The following is a 19,003-nucleotide window of genomic DNA, read 5'->3' as shown; positions in this document are numbered from 1 at the left end:
GTGGCGCCGACCCCGGGGGCGGGTGTACCGGCGAACAGGCCGGTGAAGCGAACCTCAACCCTGACCCAAGGCATCCACCACTTGCTCGACACTGGCCTTCAACCCCGCCAGGGCATCCTCCGGGTCGCTGTCGACCACCAGCAACCTGGCCCCGGATGCCTTGATCACCTCGGCTACCGCAGCCTCCGGCTGGCGGTGGTGCAGCACCAAAGCCACATCCTGGGTCTTGAGGTTCTCACCCAGCGCCTTGAGCGTGGCCTCATCCCACTTGTCCTCGGGCGGCAGCGCCTGCTGCGCCACGTCCAGGTTCAGCCCGCTGGCCAGATAACCCAGGCGATCCGACAAGCTGACCACGGTCAAGTTGTCGACTTCGGCCAGGCGTGTCTGGCTGCTGGCGGTCAGCTCCAGCAACTGGCGCTTGAGAGCGGTGAGGTTGCCTTGGATCTTCGCCTTGTCAGCCGGTGAGAGCCGCTCAAGGTCATTGGCCACCACATCGGCCATGCGCCCAAGATTCGTCGGGCTGAGCCAGGGATAAGCGGCATAGGCCTCATCGCCGGTTACGGCAATGCCCGGCAATGCGCCATCCACTGGCCGTGCGGCATCGATCTCGACGATGCGGATATTGCTGCGCCGCGCCATTGGGTAGAGCGGGTCGTCCCGCCAGATCGAGCGCACGCCAATCACCGCATCGGCCTGTTGCGCGGCCTTCTGCAGGCCGGCACCGCCACGACCACTGAAGTACGACGGCTGGCGGCTTGCCGGCAGGTTGGCTGGAGCCGCGCGCTTGAGCTGCACCGAGGTGCCGTCAAGCAGAGCAGCGGCCAGGCTGTGGGTCACGGGCAAGGTGGTGAGCACCTGGGTGGCAAAGCTCAGCGAAGGCAGGCCCACCAGGGCGATGGCCAGGGTCAGCTGCTTGATATTCAGATTCATGCCGGGTTTCCTTGCAGGCGTGGGACGAGGGCGCGGGCCAGCGCGGCGAGGGCGAAGCACAGGCCGGCGACCAGAATGATCGCGGCACCCGACGGCACCGGCAGGTCGAGTACGATCGGCAACAGGATGCCGAGCAGGGTGCTCAGTGTGGCGATCAGCACCGAGAGGAAGAAAAAGCCTTTCAGCGACTGGCTGACCAGGCGTGCGGCGGCGGCCGGAATCACCAGCAGGGCACCGACCAGAATCGCCCCGATCACTTTCACCGAGGCCACGGTGACCAAGGTCACCAGGACCACGAACAGGTAGTCCAGGGTCTTCACCGCCACCCCGCGCACCGCGGCCAGTTGCGGATTGAAGCTGGCCAGCATGATGCGGTTGTAAAGCGGTAGGGCCAGGCTCAGCACTAGCACCGCGACGATGCCCAGCACCAGCAGGTCGTGGGCGCTGACCGTCAGCACCGAGCCGAACAGCACGTTCTCGAGGATGTGCACGTTGATCTTGCCGGCCAGCATCAGCAGCAGGCTCGCGCCTAGGGCCAGGGACACCGAGAGGAACACCCCGATCAGTGTGTCCGGCGACAGTCCGGTGCGGTTGCGCAGGTAGTTCAGCAGGATGCCGAACAGCAGGCAGTAGCCGAACAGACTGCCATAGGGGCCGGTATAGGGTTCGCCGAGCAGGATGCCAATGGCTACGCCCGTGAGCGCGGCGTGGCCCACAGCCTCGGAGAAGAACGCGAAGCGCTTGACCACGACCAGCGTGCCCAGGCCGCCGAGCACCGGGCCTATCATCAGACCGGCCAGTAACGCATTGATCACGAACCCATAGGCCAGGGCCTCGGGCAGGTAGCCGGCGCTGGCCCAGTCCTGGACCAGTTGACGGAAGGCTTCATAACTCATCAGGCGAGGCTCTCGCTGCGCGGGTGAACGGAGAACAGGTTGAGAAGACGCTCGGGGGTCAGGGCCTGGGCGGGCGCGGCGTCGAACAGCACCTGGCGGCTCAGGCCGGTGACCCGGTCGGCCAGGCGCAGCACGGCCTGCAGATCGTGCTCGATCCACAGCACGGTGGTACCGGATTGGCGCCAGCCCTGTAGCAGCGCTTCGAACACCTGGATGCCCGCTTCGTCGAGGGCCGACATCGGCTCGTCCAGGACCAGCAACTGGGGTTCGGGGATCAGGCCCTGGGCCAGCAGCACCCGCTGGCGCTCGCCACCGGACAATGCGCCCATGCGACGCTTGCGTTTGTCGAGCATGCCGACTTGTGCCAGCGCTGCGTCGATGGCCGGCTGGATACGCCGCGAAAGGCCCAGGAACGCGGGGCGCCTTTGGCACATGGCGGCCATGAAGTCGTCCACGGTCATTGGCAGGCCTCGGTCGAACTCCAGCGCCTGGGGCACGTAGCCGATCACGTTGGCTTGTGTCGGCCAGTGAAGGGTCAACTGGCCCTGGTGCGGCATCTGCCCCAGCAAGGTCTTGATCAGCGAGCTCTTGCCGCCGCCATTGGGGCCGACGATGGCATGCACGCTGCCAGCGGCGACGCTGAAGGCGACCTGTTCGAGGATGCGCGTACGGCCCAGGGTCAGGTCGATGCCGACGAACTCGATGCGCGGCCCGCGGGCGGGCATGCGCGTGGCGGCGGCGGTCATGCGCGGTTCTCCTGGATGGCCCGCACCACTGTGTCGAGGTTGCGCTTCATTTCCACCTCGTATTTGTCCTTGGTGTACTCGCCGTAGGAGATGTGCGTCAGCGGGTACAGTCGAACGCCCGATTCACGCTGGATGGTTTCGACGTAGGCAGAAGGGAAATCCATCTCCGAGAAAATCACCTTCACGTCCAGGGCCTTGAGCTGGTCGATGGTCTTCTTCAGTTGTGCGGGGCTCGGCTCGATGCCGTGGGCCGGCTCGACCACGGCGGTCACTTCCAGGCCGAAGTCGCGCACCAGGTAGTCGTAGGCCGCGTGGATGGTGGCGACGCGCAAGGTCGCCGAGGGCGCCTCGGTGACCTGTGCCAGAGCCTCGGCACGCAGGGCGCGCAAACGCTTGGCGTAGGCGCGGGCGTTCTGGGTATAGAACTTGGCATTGTCTGGGTCGAGCTTGCCCAGTTCGCGGGCAATGTTGTTGACCTGGGCGATGGTGGTGCTGATGGACAGGAAGGTGTGCGGATTGACCACCTTGCCCGCGCCGCGAGCAGCGATGCCGGTGGCAGCCAGCAGCGGAACGTTCTGGTTGGCTTCGATGGTGGCGATGCCCGGTTTTTCACTGGCGGCGATCATGCGGTCGGCGAAGTCGTCGTGGCCCACGCCGTTGAGCACCACCACGTCCAGCGTGCCGATGCGCTTGATGTCCTCGGCTCGTGGCTCGTAGGCGTGCGGGTTGAAGCCCGCCGGAATCAGCGGTACCACCTCGGCTTTGTCGCCCACGATGTTGCTGACGTAGCTGTAGTAGGGGTGCAGGGTGATGCCAATGCGCAGCGGCTTGGCGTTGTCGGCCAGGGCCAGGGCTGGCAGGGCGCAGGCCAGGAGCAGCGCAAGGACGGAGCGGAGCATGGGGGAGATTCCTTGGGTTCAGTGACGGTGTTCGCGGGTGACCCCGGCGTCGTAGTGGCTAACCACCTGCTGCCAGCCGGCAGCGATCAAGGCCGCCTGGCCCAGGTCGTCCGGGAGCAGGGCAGTGCTGTCGCGGCGTAGCCAGACATCGGACGGCCCGGCGGCGTCGCCAGGCAGGATCAACAGGAAGCTGCCGGCGATTTCCGGGGCTTTGCTGCGCCCCAGGTAGGCGCCGCTTTGCAGCCATTGCCAGTGATGGCGGCCACGGCTTTGGCTGCCGGCATCGACGACGAAGGGCGGTAGGCCCTCTTCGACCAGGTCGTCGACGCTCGGGGCAACGGCGTTTTCTTCGCGCAGCAGTTGGATCTCGTCGAAGGCCACCCGCAGGTCGGTGTAGATGCCCTGTTCGGCGGCAGTGAGGTCACGCCGGGCATCTATCTGATGGCGGGCGATGGCCTGTTCGTCCTCGCGCTCACCGCGCATCAGCACCACCGTGGAGGCCAGCAGCACGATCAGCAGGCTGGCGAGCAGAACGTAGAGCGTTTCGTACCCGGCACCGGCCGGGCGTACTACCTGGGCGTGACTCATGCAGGGCTTGCTCATGGCTGGGCGATGTCGGCGTGGTCGATTTCCACCACGTGGCCGGGACCGGCGTCGAACAACACGTAGAACTCGCCATCGGGGCGTTGGAAGGTCAAGGTCGAGTCCTGCGCGAGCTTGCCGCCGACCAGCACCTGTTCGTCGTAGCCGATCACGTCCAGCGTCACGCCAGGCGCGCCGCTGCCGTCGGAGAACCCTCCAGTGCATTTGATCTGGCCGCCGGCGACCTCTTCGCATTCGCACATCGGGTTGTGCGCCAAGGCTGGCCCGGCGGCAAGGGCCATCAGTGGCAGGACGAGCCTGCGGATCGTATGTTTCATGGTTTGCCTCCTTGTTTCTTCAGCCAGGCCACGGTGGCGGGGGATGCGTCGGCCAGCGCGACGGAGCCTTGGTGCATGCTGCCGTCCCAGCCTTCGAGGGTGATCCAGATCCGTGCGTCGGGGCGGGTGCGGGCAGGGACTGGCAGATTGGTACTCATGCGGTAGGGGGCGCCGAAGAAGATGCTGCCGGCGGCGCGCAGGTTGCGTGGTTTGCCAATGCGCAGGTAGATGGCCTTGACGTCCCCAATGCACGCCTTGCACAAGGCCGCATTGAACGCCTTGAAGTGGCCTGCGGGGCCGTCGGCGCGCGGCGCCTCGTTGCGCAACTCGGCCAGGTCGACGGTGTAGGGGCCGACCTGGATGGCGCTGATCGGGTTGACGCCGAGGCCGGCATCGCCACGCAACAGCTTGGCGTCGGCGAAGTACTTGGGCATGAAGCCCAGCGGTACGAGGATCAAAAGGATGTTCAGGTGAAAGCGCCACTTCAGCCACCACTGCTTCAGCGGGCTGACGGGCACCCTATGGACCTGGCTCATGGATGGACCTCGGCAGTGGTGTCGTTGTGGCCAGCGTGTAGGCGGGGCGTGCGCTCGCTGCGTTTGAGGGCGGCTGCGGTGGCCTGGGCGGTGCGTTTGGTCCAGATCAGCAGGCCGCTGAATACCATCAGGGTGAGAACCAGGCCGAAGAAGAACCAGATCAGCTTGATCGGCAGGCCGCCGAAGTCGCCGGTGTGCAAGGGGCGCATGGATTCGGTGACGAACTCCAGGGCCGAACGATCGGCCAGCAGGAACTGGCTGTCGACGTTTCGGGTGTACGGGTTGATGGCCGCGGTCTGGTACATCAATGGATACCAGCCACGCCCGCCCAGGTTGATATGGCTGTAGTGGGTGGCAGGCAGTGAAATGAAATCGATATCCAGCCCCGGGATCGCCTGGCCGGCGATGCGCGCCGCTTCGTCCAGGTCGATGCGCGGTGCCGGGCTGCCATCGCGAGTGGGTGGCACATCCTCGCGCGAAATGACCGGCACCACCGGTTCGGTGGATACGGTGACGTGGTTGTCGGCAAGTATGGCCTGGATCAGGAACCAGGTGCCGGTGATGGAGATGACTGCGATGAACCAGATCGACCACACGCCGGCCAGGCGGTGCAGATCACCCCAGAAAATACGTGAGCCGTGACCGGTGCGGATGGGTTTGAAGAAGCCTTTCCAGAACTTCTTGTAGACCACAAGGCCAGTCACCAACGAGGCCAGCATCGGCAGGCCCAGCAGCGACACCAGGTACCAGCCCCAGCTGTAACCATTGGTGAAGGGCACCAGCCACCAGCCATGCAAGGCGCGGGTGAACGCCTCGAAATTGAAGTCAGGGCTCTTGCCCTGGATCACGCCGGTATAGGGGTTCACGTAAAGCGTCGGGCTAGTGCCGTCCGGGAAGACCACCGAGGCATTGAGTGCGAAGTGCGCACCGTCCGGCTGGCGCAACGTGCGCACCACCATGTCCGGCTCGGCTTTGTGCAAGGCGTCGAGTACTTGCTGGTAGCTCAAGCGTTCAGTCACGTCATCGGGCTTGCTGGCGCGCACGTCCGGGTTGGCCAGCCAGACGATTTCCTGGCTGACCACGGCGAGCATGCCGGTAAAGCAGACGATCAGCACGAAGAACCAGATCGGCAGGGCGAGCCAGCTATGTACCAGGAACCACAGCCTGGACTTGGATTTTTTGGGAGATTTGGCCATCGGTCGGTCTTCTGAAAAGGAGGGTCGAGCACAGGCCCAACCAAAGGGCTGCATTAATAAGGACGAATGAGAATCGAAATCCTGAAGATTTAAATGCAAGCAAATGTTTCAGAAAACACGAGCCGGCGTGCGCGCGGAGGCGACATGCCGGCTGCTAAGGCCTATGGCGAGGTTCAGGCGCTGGCGGCAGCCGCGTGTGTCCTGCCGTACTGGCGGGCCAGGTCCTGGTACAGCGACTGGCCGATTTCCGCCGCGCGGGCCGGCAGCACCGACAGCAACGTGTCGCTCAGGCCGTGGCTGTTTTCGCAGAAGCCTTGCAGGTAGACGGAGGCTTGCAGGTCTGGGCTGGCCAGTACGCGGTAGTTGCGGTCGACGCTGAAGTCGTTCAGGTAGCCAGCCAAGGGTGCCAGCAGGTCGCGGTGCGAGCGGCGCTCGTAGCCAGTGGCGAGGATCACCGCATCGTAGCGGTGGGTCTGCTGCTGGCCGGTGGCCAGGTCACGCAGGGTCAGTTCGATGCCCTCGCGGGTGGCCACCACGGCTTCCACATTGCGGCGGCACAGCACATTGTGGCGGAACTGGTGGGACACCTTCTGGCGATAGAGAATGCCGTAGATGCGCTCGATCAGATCGAGGTCGACCACCGAATAGTTGGTGTTGTGGTATTCGCCCAAGAGTTTGCTGCGCTGGTCGGCCGGTTCGTTGTAGACCAGGTCGGTGTAGTCCGGCGAGAAGATCTCGTTGACGAACGGGCTGTCATCGGCCGGTTTGAGTGCCGAACCGCGCAGCACCATGTCGACCTTGACCGACGGATAGCTGTCGTTGAGGTCGATGAAGGCTTCGGCGGCGCTCTGGCCCGAGCCGATCACCGCAATGCGCATCGGCTTGCCTTCGGTGCAAGGCAGCTGGTTCAGACTGCTCAGGTACTGGGAGTGGTGGAAGACCCGGGGATCGTCCTTGAACGCGCCGAATTTCTCCGGGATTTTTGGCGTGCCGCCACTGCCGACCACCACCGCGCGCGTGCGGCGACTGTATTCGCGGCCCTGTGCATCGCGAGACACCAGACGCAGGTGTTCGACTCGACCGGCATTCACTTCAGGCTCGATGCGCAGCACTTCCTCGCCATAGGCCGCCTGAGTGGCGAAATGCTCGGCAGCCCAGCGCAAGTAGTCGTTGTACTCCAGTCGGCAGGGGTAGAAGGTGCCGAGGTTGATGAAGTCGGCCAGTCGCTGCTTCTGGTGCAGGTAGTTGACGAAGCTGTAAGGGCTGGTGGGGTTGCGCAGGGACACCAGGTCCTTGAGGAAAGAGATCTGCAACTCGCTCTGGGTAGCCAGGGTCTCACCGTGCCAGCGATAGTCTTTCTGCTTGTCGATGAACAGGGCATCCAGGGCGTGACCCTGGGTCTGGGCGAGCTCCTCCAGGGCGATGGCCAGGGCCAGGTTGGACGGGCCGAAGCCCACGCCTATCAGGTCTTTGATTGTTTCCGGGTTTGAAGACTGGCTCATGGCTGCGATTCCATAATGGTCGAATGTGGACGCCCGCCGGGGCTCCGGCTCCTGCGCGAGTACATGGGTTGGAACGAGCCACGTGTGGAGGAATTTACTTAAGGCGGCGTAGGGTGTTTGCGCGCCGGCCTAAAGTTCTGAGCCGCTGGGCCGATAGGTAGGCCAACCCAAGGACCCACTTCAAAGGCAGGGAAATCTCATGGTCGGAATCAGCGCCGTCACCGTCAACAACGTTTCGGCTCAGGCCCAGGCTGCCAATCAAAGCAGCGAAACAGCCGCAACCGAGGACCGCTCGACCACTCAGGTCGACACGTCGAAAATCACCGGCAATGGCCAGGCGCAGGGTGCGCAAGGGGCCCAGGGCGGCGAGGGCAGCGGCGAGTCGGCTGCCATCAAGCAACTGCGTCAAATGATCAAGGACTTGCAGAAGCAATTGGCCGAGCAGCAGAAGCAACTGGCCGCGATCATGGCCAAGGATATGGACGAGAGCGCCAAGCTTGCGCAGGCCAGTGCCAAGCAGGCCAGCATCACCACGATCAATGGTGAGATCCTGCGGGCCACCGCACAGTTGCTCGAAGCGCTTCAGGAAACCGGTGGCAGCAGCGCGGGCGGTATCGTCAGCACCCAGGCTTGAGGGGCGTTGCTGGCAGTGAAAAGGGCTGACTTGCTGCTGTCAGCCCAATCGATACTCAGTCTGCCGCCACGCGCCCTTTGTTCTGGCGCTCGGACTTGTACTGCATGGCCACCGCCGGTGCCGGCTTGGCCGCGCCAGTTTCCAGCCATTGGCGCATGCGGCTGGCATCGGCGAAGTGAGTGTACTTGCCGAACGCGTCGAGAATCACCATGGCCACTGGGCGATTGTCCATCCGGGTCAACAGCACCAGGCAATGGCCGGCCTCGTTGGTGAAGCCCGTCTTGGTCAGCTTGATGTCCCAGTTGCTTTTGTTCACCAGATGGTCGGTGTTGCGAAAGCCCAACGTGTAGTTGGGCTTGCGGAACGCCACGGTCTTTTCCCGGGTGGTCGACAGCTCGCTCAGCATCGGGTACTTGCGTGAAGCCATCAGCAGCTTGGCCAGGTCACGGGCGGTCGAGACGTTCTGGGTCGACAGGCCCGTTGGCTCGACGTAGCGGGTGTGCGCCATGCCCAGGCTACGGGCCTTGGCGTTCATGGCCTTGATGAAGGCCGGGTAGCCTCCTGGGTAGTAGTTGGCCAACGTGGTCGCGGCACGGTTCTCCGACGACATCAGGGTAATCAGCAAGGTTTCGCGGCGGTTGAGCTGGCTGCCCAGGCGCACACGCGAATAGACGCCTTTCATTTCCGGGTTGTTGGCGATGGTCATGGTGAGCATTTCATCCATGGGCAGCTTGGCATCCAGCACCACCATCGCCGTCATCAGTTTGGTCACCGAGGCAATGGGTACCACGCGGTCGGCGTGGCTCGAATACAGTTCCTGGTTGGTGTTCAGGTCGATCAGCAGGGCGCTGCCAGAGGCCAGGTGCAGCTTGGAAGGGTCGCGTTGAACCTGGGCCGGGGGTTGTGCAGCAGCGGTCGACGGGAGGGTCGCGGTTCCTGTGAGCAACAGCATCAGGCTGAGGATGGACAGGGATGTTTTCACGTTGAGGCTCACTAAATGTTGGTATGTCGTTGGCTGTGCAAGGGTTTTCCCCCAAAAAACCGCTGCATTTTGGAGTATGGCTGAACGGCTGTCGAATGCCTTATATCTAAAGGGCGCAAAGTGAACGAAATTTAATCCTGTACCAATTCTGTACCAATTATGTTCGCTTCCAGCTTCGCCAGTTCGGCCCAGTCGTTGGCGGAATTCAGCCATTTGGCGTAGGTCGAAAGAAGGACCTGCACCGAGTGTCCAAGCTGCCCTGCAATGAATGCCGGATTCATCCCTGACATGAGGCACATCGTGGCATAAGTGTGCCGGCAGTTGTACTGGGGGCGATGCTTGAAGCCCTTCGCTTCAACCGCCTGGTTGAAGTGCTTACCGGCGGTCTCGGGTACGGTGATGTGTGGCGACGAGCCTGCTGGCTGGAAGATGAACGGCGACTCGGTCGACACCCGGCGTTTTTGCTTGGAACGGTAGTGCGCGATATCCCTGGCCCGGGCTAGCGCGCCCAAGGCCCGGCTATTCAACATCACAGTGCGGGTGTATTTGGTTTTGGTCCGCTCGACCACCTTCTTCTCGACCACGATCCGGCAGACGTGAGCCGTCTTCTTCTCAAAGTCGATCTCATCCCAGCGCAGTGCCATGATTTCCCCCGTTCGCATCCCGGTGTAAAAGGCGAACTCATAGAACGCCGCGAACACCTGATTGCACCGGGAGAAATTCTCGTACATCCATTCAATCAGCGATTCCGCTTCTTCAACCGTGAAAGGGTCCACCTGTTTCTTGTTCTTCAGCGGCAGCTGGATCGATGCTGCCGGGTTCCTGTCAACCACCTCGTCATACACAGCTGCTCGAAACATCGCCTTGACCCGGGCGATTGCTGCGCGCTTGACTGTCGAGCTTTTCCACTCGGTCTTCGCAACCACCTCCCTTAGCACCATCGGCGTGACCGCCCTGATAGGCAGTGTCGCCAGATGGGGCATCCAGTAGTTGTTCATCAAACCTTTGTAGTTAACTCGGGTGTCGTGCACCACCTCCAGACTGTTCAGCCAGCTTTGGGCATACTCGCCAAACATCAGTTCGTTGGCCGGCGCCGTATAGCTCGAAGCAGGAAACAACTCGGCATACCGTTTTTCGTCCAGAACACCGTGCTTCGCCAGGCTGACTACTTGAGCGCGTAGATCGGCTGCCGCTTTGATCCCCTTGGCGGTTTGGGGATACGCGAGAGTTTCGGACCGACGCTCACCGTTCCAAGTAAAACGGATCCGGATTGACTTACCGATGAATTCGACTCCAGTGGGTAGCCCCAGCTTCCTTCCAGCCACGCTTCGTATCTCCTGATGCTGTAAAAAATCCGGCCGTCGATCTTCTTCCAGACCCCCTCGGGGATCACTCCGCGGCTTCGCTTGCCTTCCAAGGCCCGCTTGGTCGTGCCGACAAGCTCGGCCATTTTCTCCTCCGGGACCTTGTCGGATACATAGGCCACCGGCTGGCGTTCTTCGTCTTGCATGATGGTCTCCACGCCGCCGGTGGCGGCAGGTTGGTGGTCAGGCCAGCAGCACGTCGCGCACGACTTCCCAGAGTCGGGCGGCGGGCCATTGGTAGCGATCGAAGTCTGTGTCCGGCTGGACGCCGTAACGGCAGGTTGAGTGGGCGCCGGCGGGGTACTCGCCGCGCTTCTGCATGATGGTGGCAACTCGGCCGTCACCGCCTGGCTCGGTCCGGTGGTACTCGTAGGCCCTGGTGGTGTACACGTCGCCGGCTGCAATCGTGCAAGTCGAGTGGTGCACCATGTTGGCGCGGCCATCTGGTGTCCAAGGGCGCCCGCCGCCGGCCTGGCGCTGACCTTCATGCAAATACAGAACGAATTCACCGTCATCCAGCCGGCGCATGTCGTAGCAGTGATTTATCTGTTGGCCGACCAAGATCCGAGATACGAAATTGAACCTGTGGTCGTGGATAGCCGAGTGCTCGAAGCAACTGCGGCGGGGCAGCTCGGGGTGCCAAACGTGCAGGCGCTGCTCGCCCTGCAGCTGGACCTGTACGAAGCCCAGTCCGTGAAGGGTGATTTTGTCCGTCATCACGTCGTCGATGATCATGGCAATAGCTCTCCATGCCCGCGCATGTCGGCGGGCTTGAGTAGTAGGGGGAGGGGTTAGCGTTGGCGGTTGAAGAAGTTGCCGGCCTTGCGCTGGACCGTCAGGTGAGCCCATTGGCGGGCTGCGTTTCCTGCCTGTACGAGCGAGGTGGCGTCGGTTGAGTAGCCGGCATGCAGGACTTCGTCACCTGCTGCACTGCTGAGTACGATCATGGCTGCCAGCGGTTCGCGCTCCACCTCGTTGCCCTCGATGTGCTGGGCGATTTCGCGGAACCAGTCGGCCAGCCTTTTGCGCTCGGCTTGGTTGGCCATCACTTGGTTGTTGCGTGCCCGGCCCTTCAGCGGAAATTTGAAGACTTCTGCGCTCATCGCCGCTCCCTGTAGATCAGGTAGGCCATGAGCAGCGGTGCTGCGATCGGTATCAGGAACATGGCATCAGCTCCTTCGGCACCTGGACGGTATCGCCGAGCTTGGCCTGCGCTATTGCCCGGCAAGCAGCAGTTAGCGCGCTAGGTCCGCCGCCGCTTGGGAACTCCTGCTGACCGCTTGGCTTGCACACATATGCGCACCAGTACTCGCCGGTCGGGCTACGACTGAAGCCGCTGCCATTGAAGCTGGTTTGAATGTGGTGCTTATCAATCAGCGGACCGCCCAGCGCCCAGTCTTCCCACGGGTTGTAGCGCTTGGTTCGCTCGGTGGCGGTGGCCTGGTACCGGGCGAACACTCGCCAGGGGTTGCCGTATTGCGGCGGGGCCAGGAACACGTCCAGGCCTTCGGACTTGCCAACTGCCCAGCCCAGCGCCTCGCCATCCATGTTTGCCGTCTTCACTTCGATCAGGTCGGTCATGCGCGCTGCTCCTTCCGACGCTCCACATCGATCTGCTCGTAAAGAGCATCCACTCGCTTCTGCTTGCGGTTAATCGCCTCGGATCGGCTCAGATGGTCCCTCATGGCCTTGTCATATGGCTCGATCTTCTCGATCAGCCGAAGGCGCTCATTCGGGTCTTTTGACGCGTTGAATTGCTTGGCCAGGCGATCACGCTCGCCGAAGTCGAGGTGATCAAGTGAACGGTTTTCCTTCTCCATTTCATCGATAACGGCGGCCGATTGTCGATGCCAGCGCAGGTACAGAACATCGCTCTTCTTGGGCTTGATGAAAAAGTGCTGCGACCTGATCCAGTCCACCAAGTCTTCCTTGGTCATTTCGTCGAGCACATCTTTGCGGGTGGCTTTTGTCACAGCTCATACCTCTCATCAATCCAGCGCCCAGGCGCCAGAGCAGGTGTAGGTTCGGGTTGGGTTTCGTGCGGGGAGAGCTGGCGCTGGTTGCCGGCCACTTGCGGAAGCCAGACCCTCACGCAGCTGATGGCGTTGTTTCCCAGCGAGTTCATGACGTAGCAGACGACGCCGAGGGGCTTGTCCTCGAAGGACCAGACGCCTGACGGCAGTTCGGTTGCGCTGGCGCCGGTGGCCAGCAGCAGGAGGCAGAGGGCGAGGCGGGTCATGGCTGCACCTCGGCGTTGTAGCGCTTGTAGTCCTCGCCAAACTCCCAGCAGTAGGTCGCCGGCCATGCACCACGGGTACCCTGCGGCACGATGTTGTACATGCAGTCGTAGGTGCCGTGACCCGGGGTTGTCTTGATCCAGACATGCTCAGGGCCACCCAGGCACCAGCCAGGGTGATCCGCAACGGCAGCCTTCATGAACTCTTCCAGATTGTGGTGACCCTTGCTCATGCAGATGTAGGTGTCTTCGCCGACGCTACGCACATCAAGCGGATAGGTTTTGGATGGCATCGTTCTGCACCCTTTCGAAGTAGAAGACGACCTTGGCCCCGGTCTCGGCGATCAAGCCGTAGGCTTTGGCCAGGCGGTAGATGGGGTGGTACTGGTTGAGGCTGTTTACGTGGCCGGCCAGCCAGCGGCGCCAGTCCTCCAGCTGCATGCGGTGCTTGCTCAGGTTGCAGGGCGCACAGGCCGGCATCATGTTGGCCAGGTTGTGGTTACCTGGCCGCAGTGCTGGGACTGTCTTGGCTGCTTCACCTGTGTTGCGGACAACAGGCTCAAAGTGGTCGGCGTGCCAGCGCTCGCCAAGGTTATTGCCGCAGTAGGCGCAGCGGCCGCCGTACTTCAAGCGGACCTGCTCGCGTTCGGCTTTCTTCAGGCGCATGGTTGCTCACCCCGCTCGGACTCCAGATCAGCGCCATGCTCTGGAAATTCGATCAACGTCGTGCTTCCTTCCTCCGGGTATTCATCGGTCGCGATGTGCAGCCCGTGGACTTTGTTCCCATCGTCGTCCAGCACGTAGCCGACCCATAGCCGGCCATCGGTGTACTGCCCGAACTGGCCGCCTTCTTCCTGATCAGTGTCGCCGCAGTGGAAGTTGATGACCCCGATCACCTCTTTGCTGAGCAGCATGCTTCTCGGCACCAGGGCGTAGCCTTGAGGAGCATCCACCTGCCGCCCCAGTTGCTGGCGCAGGCTGCGGATCTCTTCAACCATGGCCAGCACCACGGCAGGCCGAGCAGCGCGGTAGTGGGCCTCTGCATGGACGTGTGGATCGCCGATCCCGTAGAACTGAACCCCCAGCGCCACGCCGTCGTAGTTCAGGTAGTCGGCGGTCAGCTCAACGGAGCCTTCACCGCCACACCCAGGGCATTCCATCCAGCCTTCTTCTGCACCACCGACTTGGGCGCTGACGAAGTCTTGCGGGGTTGCAGCCTTGGCTGCTGCCTCGATCGCGTCGAGATCCAACACAATTTTTTCGGACACAGGAAATCCTTGGCCGCCATATCGCGGCAGTGAATAGAGGGGAGAGGGGTTACAGCTGGGTGGAGTACTTTTGTACTCCTTTCGTCAGGATGCCTTGATCTCAAGCGCCGCGCGGGCCTGCCAAGCGTCGTGAGCTGTACCGGCAACGAGGTCGTGATACAGGCCGATCTCGTCCAACCTCAAGTTCAGCGGGGTTAGCCTGGATCGGGCCCAACTCTCGAACGCTGCATTCTCATTGTGCTCAACAGGCGTTGTCGGCGTTGTGTTTCCCTTGAGCTCATTCAGGATGTCGCGCAGATACCCAGTGGCTACGCTCGGCTGGGTGCCAGCGCAATCGACCAGCCTTTGGACGAAAGCCGTGGCCTTGGTCAACCGTGCAGCCTCGACATCCCCGGTCATTGGCCCCAGTCCAACAATCGGCAGCCCAGTAGCCGCCGCATCCCTCTCTGCCTCTTCTTTGGTCCACCAGAAGGCAGTACCAACCATCCAGGCTATTGGCTCGGGATGGGGCTGCGGGGCTAGCTCAGCTGCAAGGTGGTGCCAGCTCTCAACCTCGAACTCTGCCGGGCGCAGGCCAAGGCGGGTCCCGTCTTCCATTACCGCCGCGACGGCACCGTGGCTATTCGTCCACACGGGATAGATTTGACCTGCTTTCGCAACTGGCGCATCGCCCTTGATGTAGGCGAGCCCGATACCGGGCATAGGGTCGGCGGTGACGGTCTTCAGCATCCGGACTGTGCGCGGCACTCGATCGCCGAACGGATAGCTGCTGCTGCGCTTGTGTAGCGCGGGGCAATCAACTTTGTTTTCTGTGGGCATGGGGATACCTCTGCAGTCGTCTAAAATTTTTGGATGTGTGGAGGGCCAAGCAATGTACTGCTATCTCTGCGGCTGCTATCTCGTACTGATATGGGACCGAGGCGAGGGCGGTAAGTCGTTGGAATGCGTTCTATGCGGGCGGTACGACATATCCAGGGACGCGCTGGCGGCCATGGCTCAACATCCGAATGGTCTAGACGTGGAGTTGAATAGGCTCTGGTTGGAGGAACAGCGGAAGATGAACATCAACCCTCCGCTTATTGAAAGCCAGACCGCCTACTGGAATTAGCAGCGCGAGTCAGCTATCCCCGCGAAAAAGGGCACGGCTGCACCTGTCTGACCACCTCGGTGTTGCTGGATCGGTTTTCTGTGGGCATGGGGATACCTATGCGCTGCATTCGCGCGAAATTATTGGAGAGAAGTCATGGCGGGGCGTTACACCGGTACTCAGACGACCAAAACGTTTTCGTATCTATTTTCAGGTGCCAGGCGCGCTTTAGAAGCCGCGGAAAGTCAGGAAGAAGGTGAGTTTTACGCGGTTATGAACTGCCTCATTCTTCAAGCTTTTACTGTTGAGGCGTATTTGAACCATCTGATTGATGGGCCGGAAGAGCATGACCTGCAACTGACGTTCAAAAGGGCCCGACCAAGCGTTTGGGAAAAATACGAGGCTGTGTCTTCAGCATTGAAAATCGAACCAGTCAAGTTGGTCGATGCTTATCCGGAAGTGGCGGCGATTCTTGCCTTTCGCAATACGCTGGCCCATGGGCGAACCGAGTCCGTATCAGTAGATGAAATCCTTGAATCGGATGAGCCTCCACATCGGGCGTCGGCTCGCCAATTTCCTGACTGGATGAACTTCTGCGACATCGAGAATGCTAAAACCGGCATGGAGAGTGTCCGTGCGCTCATCGAAAATATTCACCAGAGAGCTGGGTTGGGCAAGTACCCATTGGAATCTCTAGGCGGCGGGATGTTTGCATTCAGGCGCTTGACATGATGGTTATGCAGCGCGTAGCACAGCCTCGATTATTCGCTGCCCAGCCAGCGGCGGGACCGCATTGCCGGCCATGTGCATGGTCAGCCGATGGTTGTTCGGTCTCAGGGTGTCTGCCGGGAACGACATCGCGGCCAGGGCCTCGCTGGCGCTGAGCATGCGCATCTGGTCGCAGTCGACTAGGGCCCAGCGGTCCAGAGTGGTGATGGTGCCGATCGGCCGGTTGATGTCACGGCCGGTGGTGCCGGAACCCTTGCCATAGTAGGGCATGATGAAGCGGTCGCCGAAGCGCTGGCGGCCGTTGCGCACCCGGTCGAGCGTTGCCTGGGCCCGGCCTGGTTTCTCGATGGGCGACCACCGCCCGCCGCCGAAGTCGAGGAAGCTCGCTGCCGGCACATGTCGTTCCTGTGGCAGTTGAAGCATCAGCGGTGCCTTGCTGCGCGTCAGCACCATGAAGAGGCGCACGCGGTGCTGCGGCACTCCGAGGTCGGCGCAGTCGACAATGTGCGGAGCTGCCTGATACCCCAGCGCCTGCACTGCCTGCAGCCAGGCCGGGTAGAGCACCCAGTCGGTGAACTCCGGAACGTTCTCGATCACCGCCGCCTGCGGTCGATGGAACTCCAGGGCCGAGACAGGCGCCCAGGCCGTCGAGCGCGAAGCATCGTGCTCAGGATTGCCAGACTTTTTGCCGCGGGCCTTGGCGTGGCCCTGACAGCAGGGTGAGGCGAGCAAGATGTCGTGCGCCGGTACCTGCTCCCAGCGTGCCTGGTGCAGGTCCTGGCAAACGTGCTGCGTTTCGGGGTGGTTGGCGCTGTGCCATTCAACGGCCACCGGCCAGTGGTTTGCCGCCCAGAGAACGTGGACGCCTGCGGCGCGCGCGCCGGTGCTCCATCCGCCGAGGCCGGCGAACAGGTCGATTGCTGTGGTCATTTGGTGATCTCGTTCGGTTACAGGGCCAGTTCGGTCTGGCTCTCGCGCTGCCAAGTCGGCGAGCTGGTGTGCGCTTCAATGCGATCGGCGATCACGCTGGCGCGTTGTCCGGCCGATGGCGGGGTGTACATGCCGAACCGGCTGATGCTGCCGCCGTTTACCGCCGCGTTGGTGCTGTCCGCTGAGGCCAGGGGCAGGCTCTGGAAGATTGCCGGATCAAGCATGCGCAGGCCGTGCAGGCGGCATTGTGGCCGGCCCTGGTCGTCGCAGATGGCATCCATTGCTGAGCCCATGCGCTTCCACCACGCTGCGGCGCCAGGCGATCGCCACTGCCCGGAGCTGCCCAAGGCCACCATTCGCCAGGACTGCGCCAAGCGCTGCAGGCGCTCGATCGACTCGTGCATGTGCCAAACCGGAACGCCTGGGAGGTGGCCGGGCCATTGCTCGAGCAGGCGGTCGTTGGCATCCTCGTCCCCGTCGATCACGTCTGGGATCAACGCCCAGTCGAATCCGGGGTGCCGGTGCCAGTCATCCACCCAGCGGGTGTACCCCTCGACATCGACCTGGCCGCCTTTCTTCCAAACGGTGAACGCGCCGTTGTCGAACACGAATGACTGGCAGGCCTCGGCGACAATGCCCATGTCGTCCTGTCGCGGGAACGGTACCAAGGCGTGCCGGCCGGCCAGGAGCCGAGCTGCATCTTGCCGGGTGCCGCCGATTGGCGTGCCGTGGTAATGGATCATCCGTTCAGCCTCACCGTTTCGATCTCGACTCCCTGGTGCACCGCCTTGATCACTTGGTCGCCACCGAAGCGCTCGGCCAGTTGGTCGGCGATCTGCTCGTGCCAGCCCTGTTTGATCAGCGAAGTCGCGATCTTGATGTGCTCCACCCGGATCATCTGCAGGCTGCGGATCTCCAAGCTGTAGACGATCACCTGGCCATCGCCGGGGCAGGTCGCTGTAAACGTGTACCGGTAGGTGTTGCTGGATCGGTTTTCTCTGGGCATAGGGATATCCTGGAACAATGATGGCTTATTGATGTCAGTACAGGCGCTGTCACTCACAAACAACCAGAACCGGAGAACGCATCGTGGAAAATGCATATAGAGTCCTGATAGGCATCAAGGAGGAATTTCAGATTGAGGTTGAAAGAGAGGCGCGCAACGTGACCACTGAGAGTTGCACGAGGAAGCTGAACGTGCGCCGCCCAGGCGGGCAACTTGTGGACTCCTACGACGTCACCACAAGCAATGCATTGACTGGCGGGTATGGCTCCGTGACTTGGACTCGGACCTTTGGCGCGGGCGAAAGCAGTATCCCTGTCGATGCTCCTGGGAACCCTTCCTGGAATTGACGGTTGAGCGCCAAGCAGCCTAACTAGGTTCGACGTGACTCACCCATCCAGCTTCGGCGCCCGAGTCTTCGCATAGATGATCGGGCGCCCTCCAGCGTCGATCAGTCTGATTGGACCGGGTGGTTCTCGTGATCCTCTTGGCCTTGGCAAGCGCTACCACGGGTCATGCTGAAAACTGCGAATGTGCTCATGGTGATCTCCAGACAGGCGCCGCCCTCGCCGGGGAGGCGTTATCGTTGAATAGGGGAAGGCACCAAAGCTGGCGCGCATTGTTATGCTGGGCTATCAGTTCATGGCTGACTCGACCCCGTGGAGGTCGCCATGACACTGAAAAGCGATACCGAGGCCCTTGCCTCTATCGAGGAAGAAGCCCAGGCAATGCTGAAAAAGATCGGTCTGCCGGATGACCACCTGAAGAAGGAAATTGTCATCGGCCTGCGCCAGATCATTGCGATTGCGCGCTACCGGGAAGGGCTGGGCGCCGACCCTGTCGTTGAATAGGGGAAGGCGCTGGCGGGCAGTGCCGAATTGGGCTATTGCTTGGCTCTCGGTCAATCCATTCAAGGAGCGCGAGATGAAGCGGTTAATGATTTGTGCGTTGCTGGCTGCGTCGGGCGCGGCTCAGGCTGGCATTCCACTGGTGAACGCCACGTGCCCAGGAAACATCGAGGTGCACGCCGACAAGGGTGGTCCGATTTACATCAACGGCAAAGAAGGCAAGCTGAAGAAGTTCAACGAGAACTACTTCGAAGCCAAAGGCAGTGGGGTGACAATCTCGCTGTCGATCAACCCGGA

General features: G+C 61.9%; 28 protein-coding genes. 4 read left to right on the top strand and 24 right to left on the bottom strand.

Features of this window, described 5'->3' with window-relative positions; genetic code table 11:
* Nucleotides 1–54 precede the first annotated feature (54 nt).
* From H620_RS0123465 to H620_RS0123425, 9 genes are all read right to left on the bottom strand, one after another.
* Nucleotides 55–924: a metal ABC transporter substrate-binding protein gene (locus tag H620_RS0123465; RefSeq protein WP_027908140.1), complete on the bottom strand. Its 870-nt coding sequence runs from the start codon at nt 922–924 to the stop codon at nt 55–57.
* A gap of 2 nt (nt 925–926) precedes the next feature.
* Complete coding sequence (locus tag H620_RS0123460) at nt 927–1,826, bottom strand: metal ABC transporter permease (RefSeq protein WP_023381165.1); 900 nt, start codon at nt 1,824–1,826, stop codon at nt 927–929.
* Nucleotides 1,826–2,572, bottom strand: a complete 747-nt coding sequence (locus H620_RS0123455) for a metal ABC transporter ATP-binding protein (protein ID WP_023381164.1) — start codon at nt 2,570–2,572, stop codon at nt 1,826–1,828. Before H620_RS0123455 ends, H620_RS0123460 begins: the two co-directional genes overlap by 1 nt.
* On the bottom strand, nt 2,569–3,471 hold the full coding sequence (locus H620_RS0123450) for a metal ABC transporter substrate-binding protein (protein ID WP_027908139.1): 903 nt from the start codon (nt 3,469–3,471) through the stop codon (nt 2,569–2,571). The genes H620_RS0123455 and H620_RS0123450 overlap by 4 nt, the downstream gene beginning before the upstream one ends.
* Nucleotides 3,472–3,489: 18 nt before the next feature.
* Nucleotides 3,490–4,059, bottom strand: coding sequence for a DUF6162 family protein (locus H620_RS0123445; protein WP_027908138.1), 570 nt, complete (start codon nt 4,057–4,059; stop codon nt 3,490–3,492).
* Nucleotides 4,060–4,070: 11 nt separating this feature from the next.
* A complete protein-coding gene (locus H620_RS0123440; RefSeq protein WP_023381161.1) occupies nt 4,071–4,391 on the bottom strand; it encodes a hypothetical protein in 321 nt (106 codons plus the stop codon).
* A complete protein-coding gene (locus H620_RS0123435; RefSeq protein ID WP_027908137.1) occupies nt 4,388–4,927 on the bottom strand; it encodes a hypothetical protein in 540 nt (179 codons plus the stop codon). Before H620_RS0123435 ends, H620_RS0123440 begins: the two co-directional genes overlap by 4 nt.
* Nucleotides 4,924–6,123, bottom strand: coding sequence for a PepSY-associated TM helix domain-containing protein (locus H620_RS0123430; protein ID WP_023381159.1), 1,200 nt, complete (start codon nt 6,121–6,123; stop codon nt 4,924–4,926). Before H620_RS0123430 ends, H620_RS0123435 begins: the two co-directional genes overlap by 4 nt.
* 173 nt (nt 6,124–6,296) lie before the next feature.
* Complete coding sequence (locus tag H620_RS0123425) at nt 6,297–7,625, bottom strand: lysine N(6)-hydroxylase/L-ornithine N(5)-oxygenase family protein (RefSeq protein WP_023381158.1); 1,329 nt, start codon at nt 7,623–7,625, stop codon at nt 6,297–6,299.
* Nucleotides 7,626–7,824: 199 nt separating this feature from the next.
* Here H620_RS0123425 and H620_RS0123420 point away from each other — a divergent pair, with 199 nt between their 5' ends.
* Nucleotides 7,825–8,259 carry a hypothetical protein gene (locus tag H620_RS0123420; protein WP_023381157.1) on the top strand — a complete coding sequence of 145 codons (435 nt, stop codon included), beginning with the start codon at nt 7,825–7,827 and terminating at the stop codon, nt 8,257–8,259.
* A gap of 55 nt (nt 8,260–8,314) precedes the next feature.
* On the opposite strand, the gene pbpG is transcribed toward H620_RS0123420, so the two are convergent.
* The 12 genes from pbpG to H620_RS27535 form a co-directional block, all read right to left on the bottom strand.
* Nucleotides 8,315–9,241, bottom strand: coding sequence for a D-alanyl-D-alanine endopeptidase (gene pbpG, locus H620_RS0123415; RefSeq protein ID WP_023381156.1), 927 nt, complete (start codon nt 9,239–9,241; stop codon nt 8,315–8,317).
* 131 nt (nt 9,242–9,372) lie between these two features.
* The gene (locus tag H620_RS0123410; protein WP_342342018.1) at nt 9,373–10,506 is read right to left on the bottom strand and encodes a tyrosine-type recombinase/integrase; all 1,134 of its coding nucleotides are present in this window, start codon (nt 10,504–10,506) and stop codon (nt 9,373–9,375) included.
* A complete protein-coding gene (locus tag H620_RS27545; protein ID WP_244880981.1) occupies nt 10,407–10,751 on the bottom strand; it encodes a hypothetical protein in 345 nt (114 codons plus the stop codon). Before H620_RS27545 ends, H620_RS0123410 begins: the two co-directional genes overlap by 100 nt.
* A gap of 37 nt (nt 10,752–10,788) precedes the next feature.
* Nucleotides 10,789–11,340 carry a hypothetical protein gene (locus H620_RS0123400; protein ID WP_027908135.1) on the bottom strand — a complete coding sequence of 184 codons (552 nt, stop codon included), beginning with the start codon at nt 11,338–11,340 and terminating at the stop codon, nt 10,789–10,791.
* Between the two features lie 56 nt (nt 11,341–11,396).
* Nucleotides 11,397–11,708, bottom strand: a complete 312-nt coding sequence (locus H620_RS0123395; RefSeq protein WP_027908134.1) for a hypothetical protein — start codon at nt 11,706–11,708, stop codon at nt 11,397–11,399.
* A 52-nt stretch (nt 11,709–11,760) separates the two neighbouring features.
* On the bottom strand, nt 11,761–12,186 hold the full coding sequence (locus tag H620_RS0123390; protein ID WP_027908133.1) for a DUF2591 domain-containing protein: 426 nt from the start codon (nt 12,184–12,186) through the stop codon (nt 11,761–11,763).
* Nucleotides 12,183–12,578: a hypothetical protein gene (locus H620_RS0123385; protein ID WP_027908132.1), complete on the bottom strand. Its 396-nt coding sequence runs from the start codon at nt 12,576–12,578 to the stop codon at nt 12,183–12,185. Before H620_RS0123385 ends, H620_RS0123390 begins: the two co-directional genes overlap by 4 nt.
* Nucleotides 12,575–12,844: a hypothetical protein gene (locus H620_RS0123380; protein WP_027908131.1), complete on the bottom strand. Its 270-nt coding sequence runs from the start codon at nt 12,842–12,844 to the stop codon at nt 12,575–12,577. The genes H620_RS0123385 and H620_RS0123380 overlap by 4 nt, the downstream gene beginning before the upstream one ends.
* Complete coding sequence (locus tag H620_RS0123375) at nt 12,841–13,134, bottom strand: hypothetical protein (RefSeq protein WP_027908130.1); 294 nt, start codon at nt 13,132–13,134, stop codon at nt 12,841–12,843. Before H620_RS0123375 ends, H620_RS0123380 begins: the two co-directional genes overlap by 4 nt.
* The gene (locus H620_RS0123370) at nt 13,109–13,507 is read right to left on the bottom strand and encodes an HNH endonuclease (protein ID WP_027908129.1); all 399 of its coding nucleotides are present in this window, start codon (nt 13,505–13,507) and stop codon (nt 13,109–13,111) included. Before H620_RS0123370 ends, H620_RS0123375 begins: the two co-directional genes overlap by 26 nt.
* Nucleotides 13,498–14,109 carry a hypothetical protein gene (locus H620_RS27540; protein WP_244880980.1) on the bottom strand — a complete coding sequence of 204 codons (612 nt, stop codon included), beginning with the start codon at nt 14,107–14,109 and terminating at the stop codon, nt 13,498–13,500. The genes H620_RS0123370 and H620_RS27540 overlap by 10 nt, the downstream gene beginning before the upstream one ends.
* 84 nt (nt 14,110–14,193) lie before the next feature.
* Nucleotides 14,194–14,928 carry a hypothetical protein gene (locus H620_RS27535; RefSeq protein WP_244880979.1) on the bottom strand — a complete coding sequence of 245 codons (735 nt, stop codon included), beginning with the start codon at nt 14,926–14,928 and terminating at the stop codon, nt 14,194–14,196.
* 424 nt (nt 14,929–15,352) lie between these two features.
* On the opposite strand from H620_RS27535, the gene H620_RS0123350 reads away from it, so the two are divergent.
* Nucleotides 15,353–15,928 carry a hypothetical protein gene (locus H620_RS0123350; protein WP_027908127.1) on the top strand — a complete coding sequence of 192 codons (576 nt, stop codon included), beginning with the start codon at nt 15,353–15,355 and terminating at the stop codon, nt 15,926–15,928.
* Between the two features lie 3 nt (nt 15,929–15,931).
* Here the strand turns inward: H620_RS0123350 and H620_RS0123345 are convergent, their stop codons facing one another.
* The 3 genes from H620_RS0123345 to H620_RS0123335 are packed head-to-tail and all read right to left on the bottom strand — an operon-like array spanning nt 15,932 to nt 17,861.
* A complete protein-coding gene (locus tag H620_RS0123345) occupies nt 15,932–16,855 on the bottom strand; it encodes a DNA cytosine methyltransferase (RefSeq protein WP_027908126.1) in 924 nt (307 codons plus the stop codon).
* Nucleotides 16,856–16,872: 17 nt separating this feature from the next.
* Nucleotides 16,873–17,598, bottom strand: coding sequence for a hypothetical protein (locus tag H620_RS0123340; protein WP_027908125.1), 726 nt, complete (start codon nt 17,596–17,598; stop codon nt 16,873–16,875).
* Nucleotides 17,595–17,861, bottom strand: a complete 267-nt coding sequence (locus H620_RS0123335; protein WP_027908124.1) for a hypothetical protein — start codon at nt 17,859–17,861, stop codon at nt 17,595–17,597. The genes H620_RS0123340 and H620_RS0123335 overlap by 4 nt, the downstream gene beginning before the upstream one ends.
* 668 nt (nt 17,862–18,529) lie before the next feature.
* On the opposite strand from H620_RS0123335, the gene H620_RS0123330 reads away from it, so the two are divergent.
* Nucleotides 18,530–18,709 (top strand): hypothetical protein, encoded by a 180-nt coding sequence (locus tag H620_RS0123330; RefSeq protein ID WP_027908123.1) that lies wholly within the window; start codon nt 18,530–18,532, stop codon nt 18,707–18,709.
* A gap of 73 nt (nt 18,710–18,782) precedes the next feature.
* Nucleotides 18,783–19,003, top strand: a 221-nt coding sequence (locus H620_RS0123325) for a hypothetical protein (protein WP_049818854.1), incomplete at its 3' end; no start/stop codon positions are given.

The organism is Pseudomonas taiwanensis DSM 21245 (assembly GCF_000425785.1).
GTDB classification, from domain to species: Bacteria; Pseudomonadota; Gammaproteobacteria; order Pseudomonadales; family Pseudomonadaceae; genus Aquipseudomonas; species Aquipseudomonas taiwanensis.
This window is presented reverse-complemented; position numbering and strand designations above follow the sequence as displayed.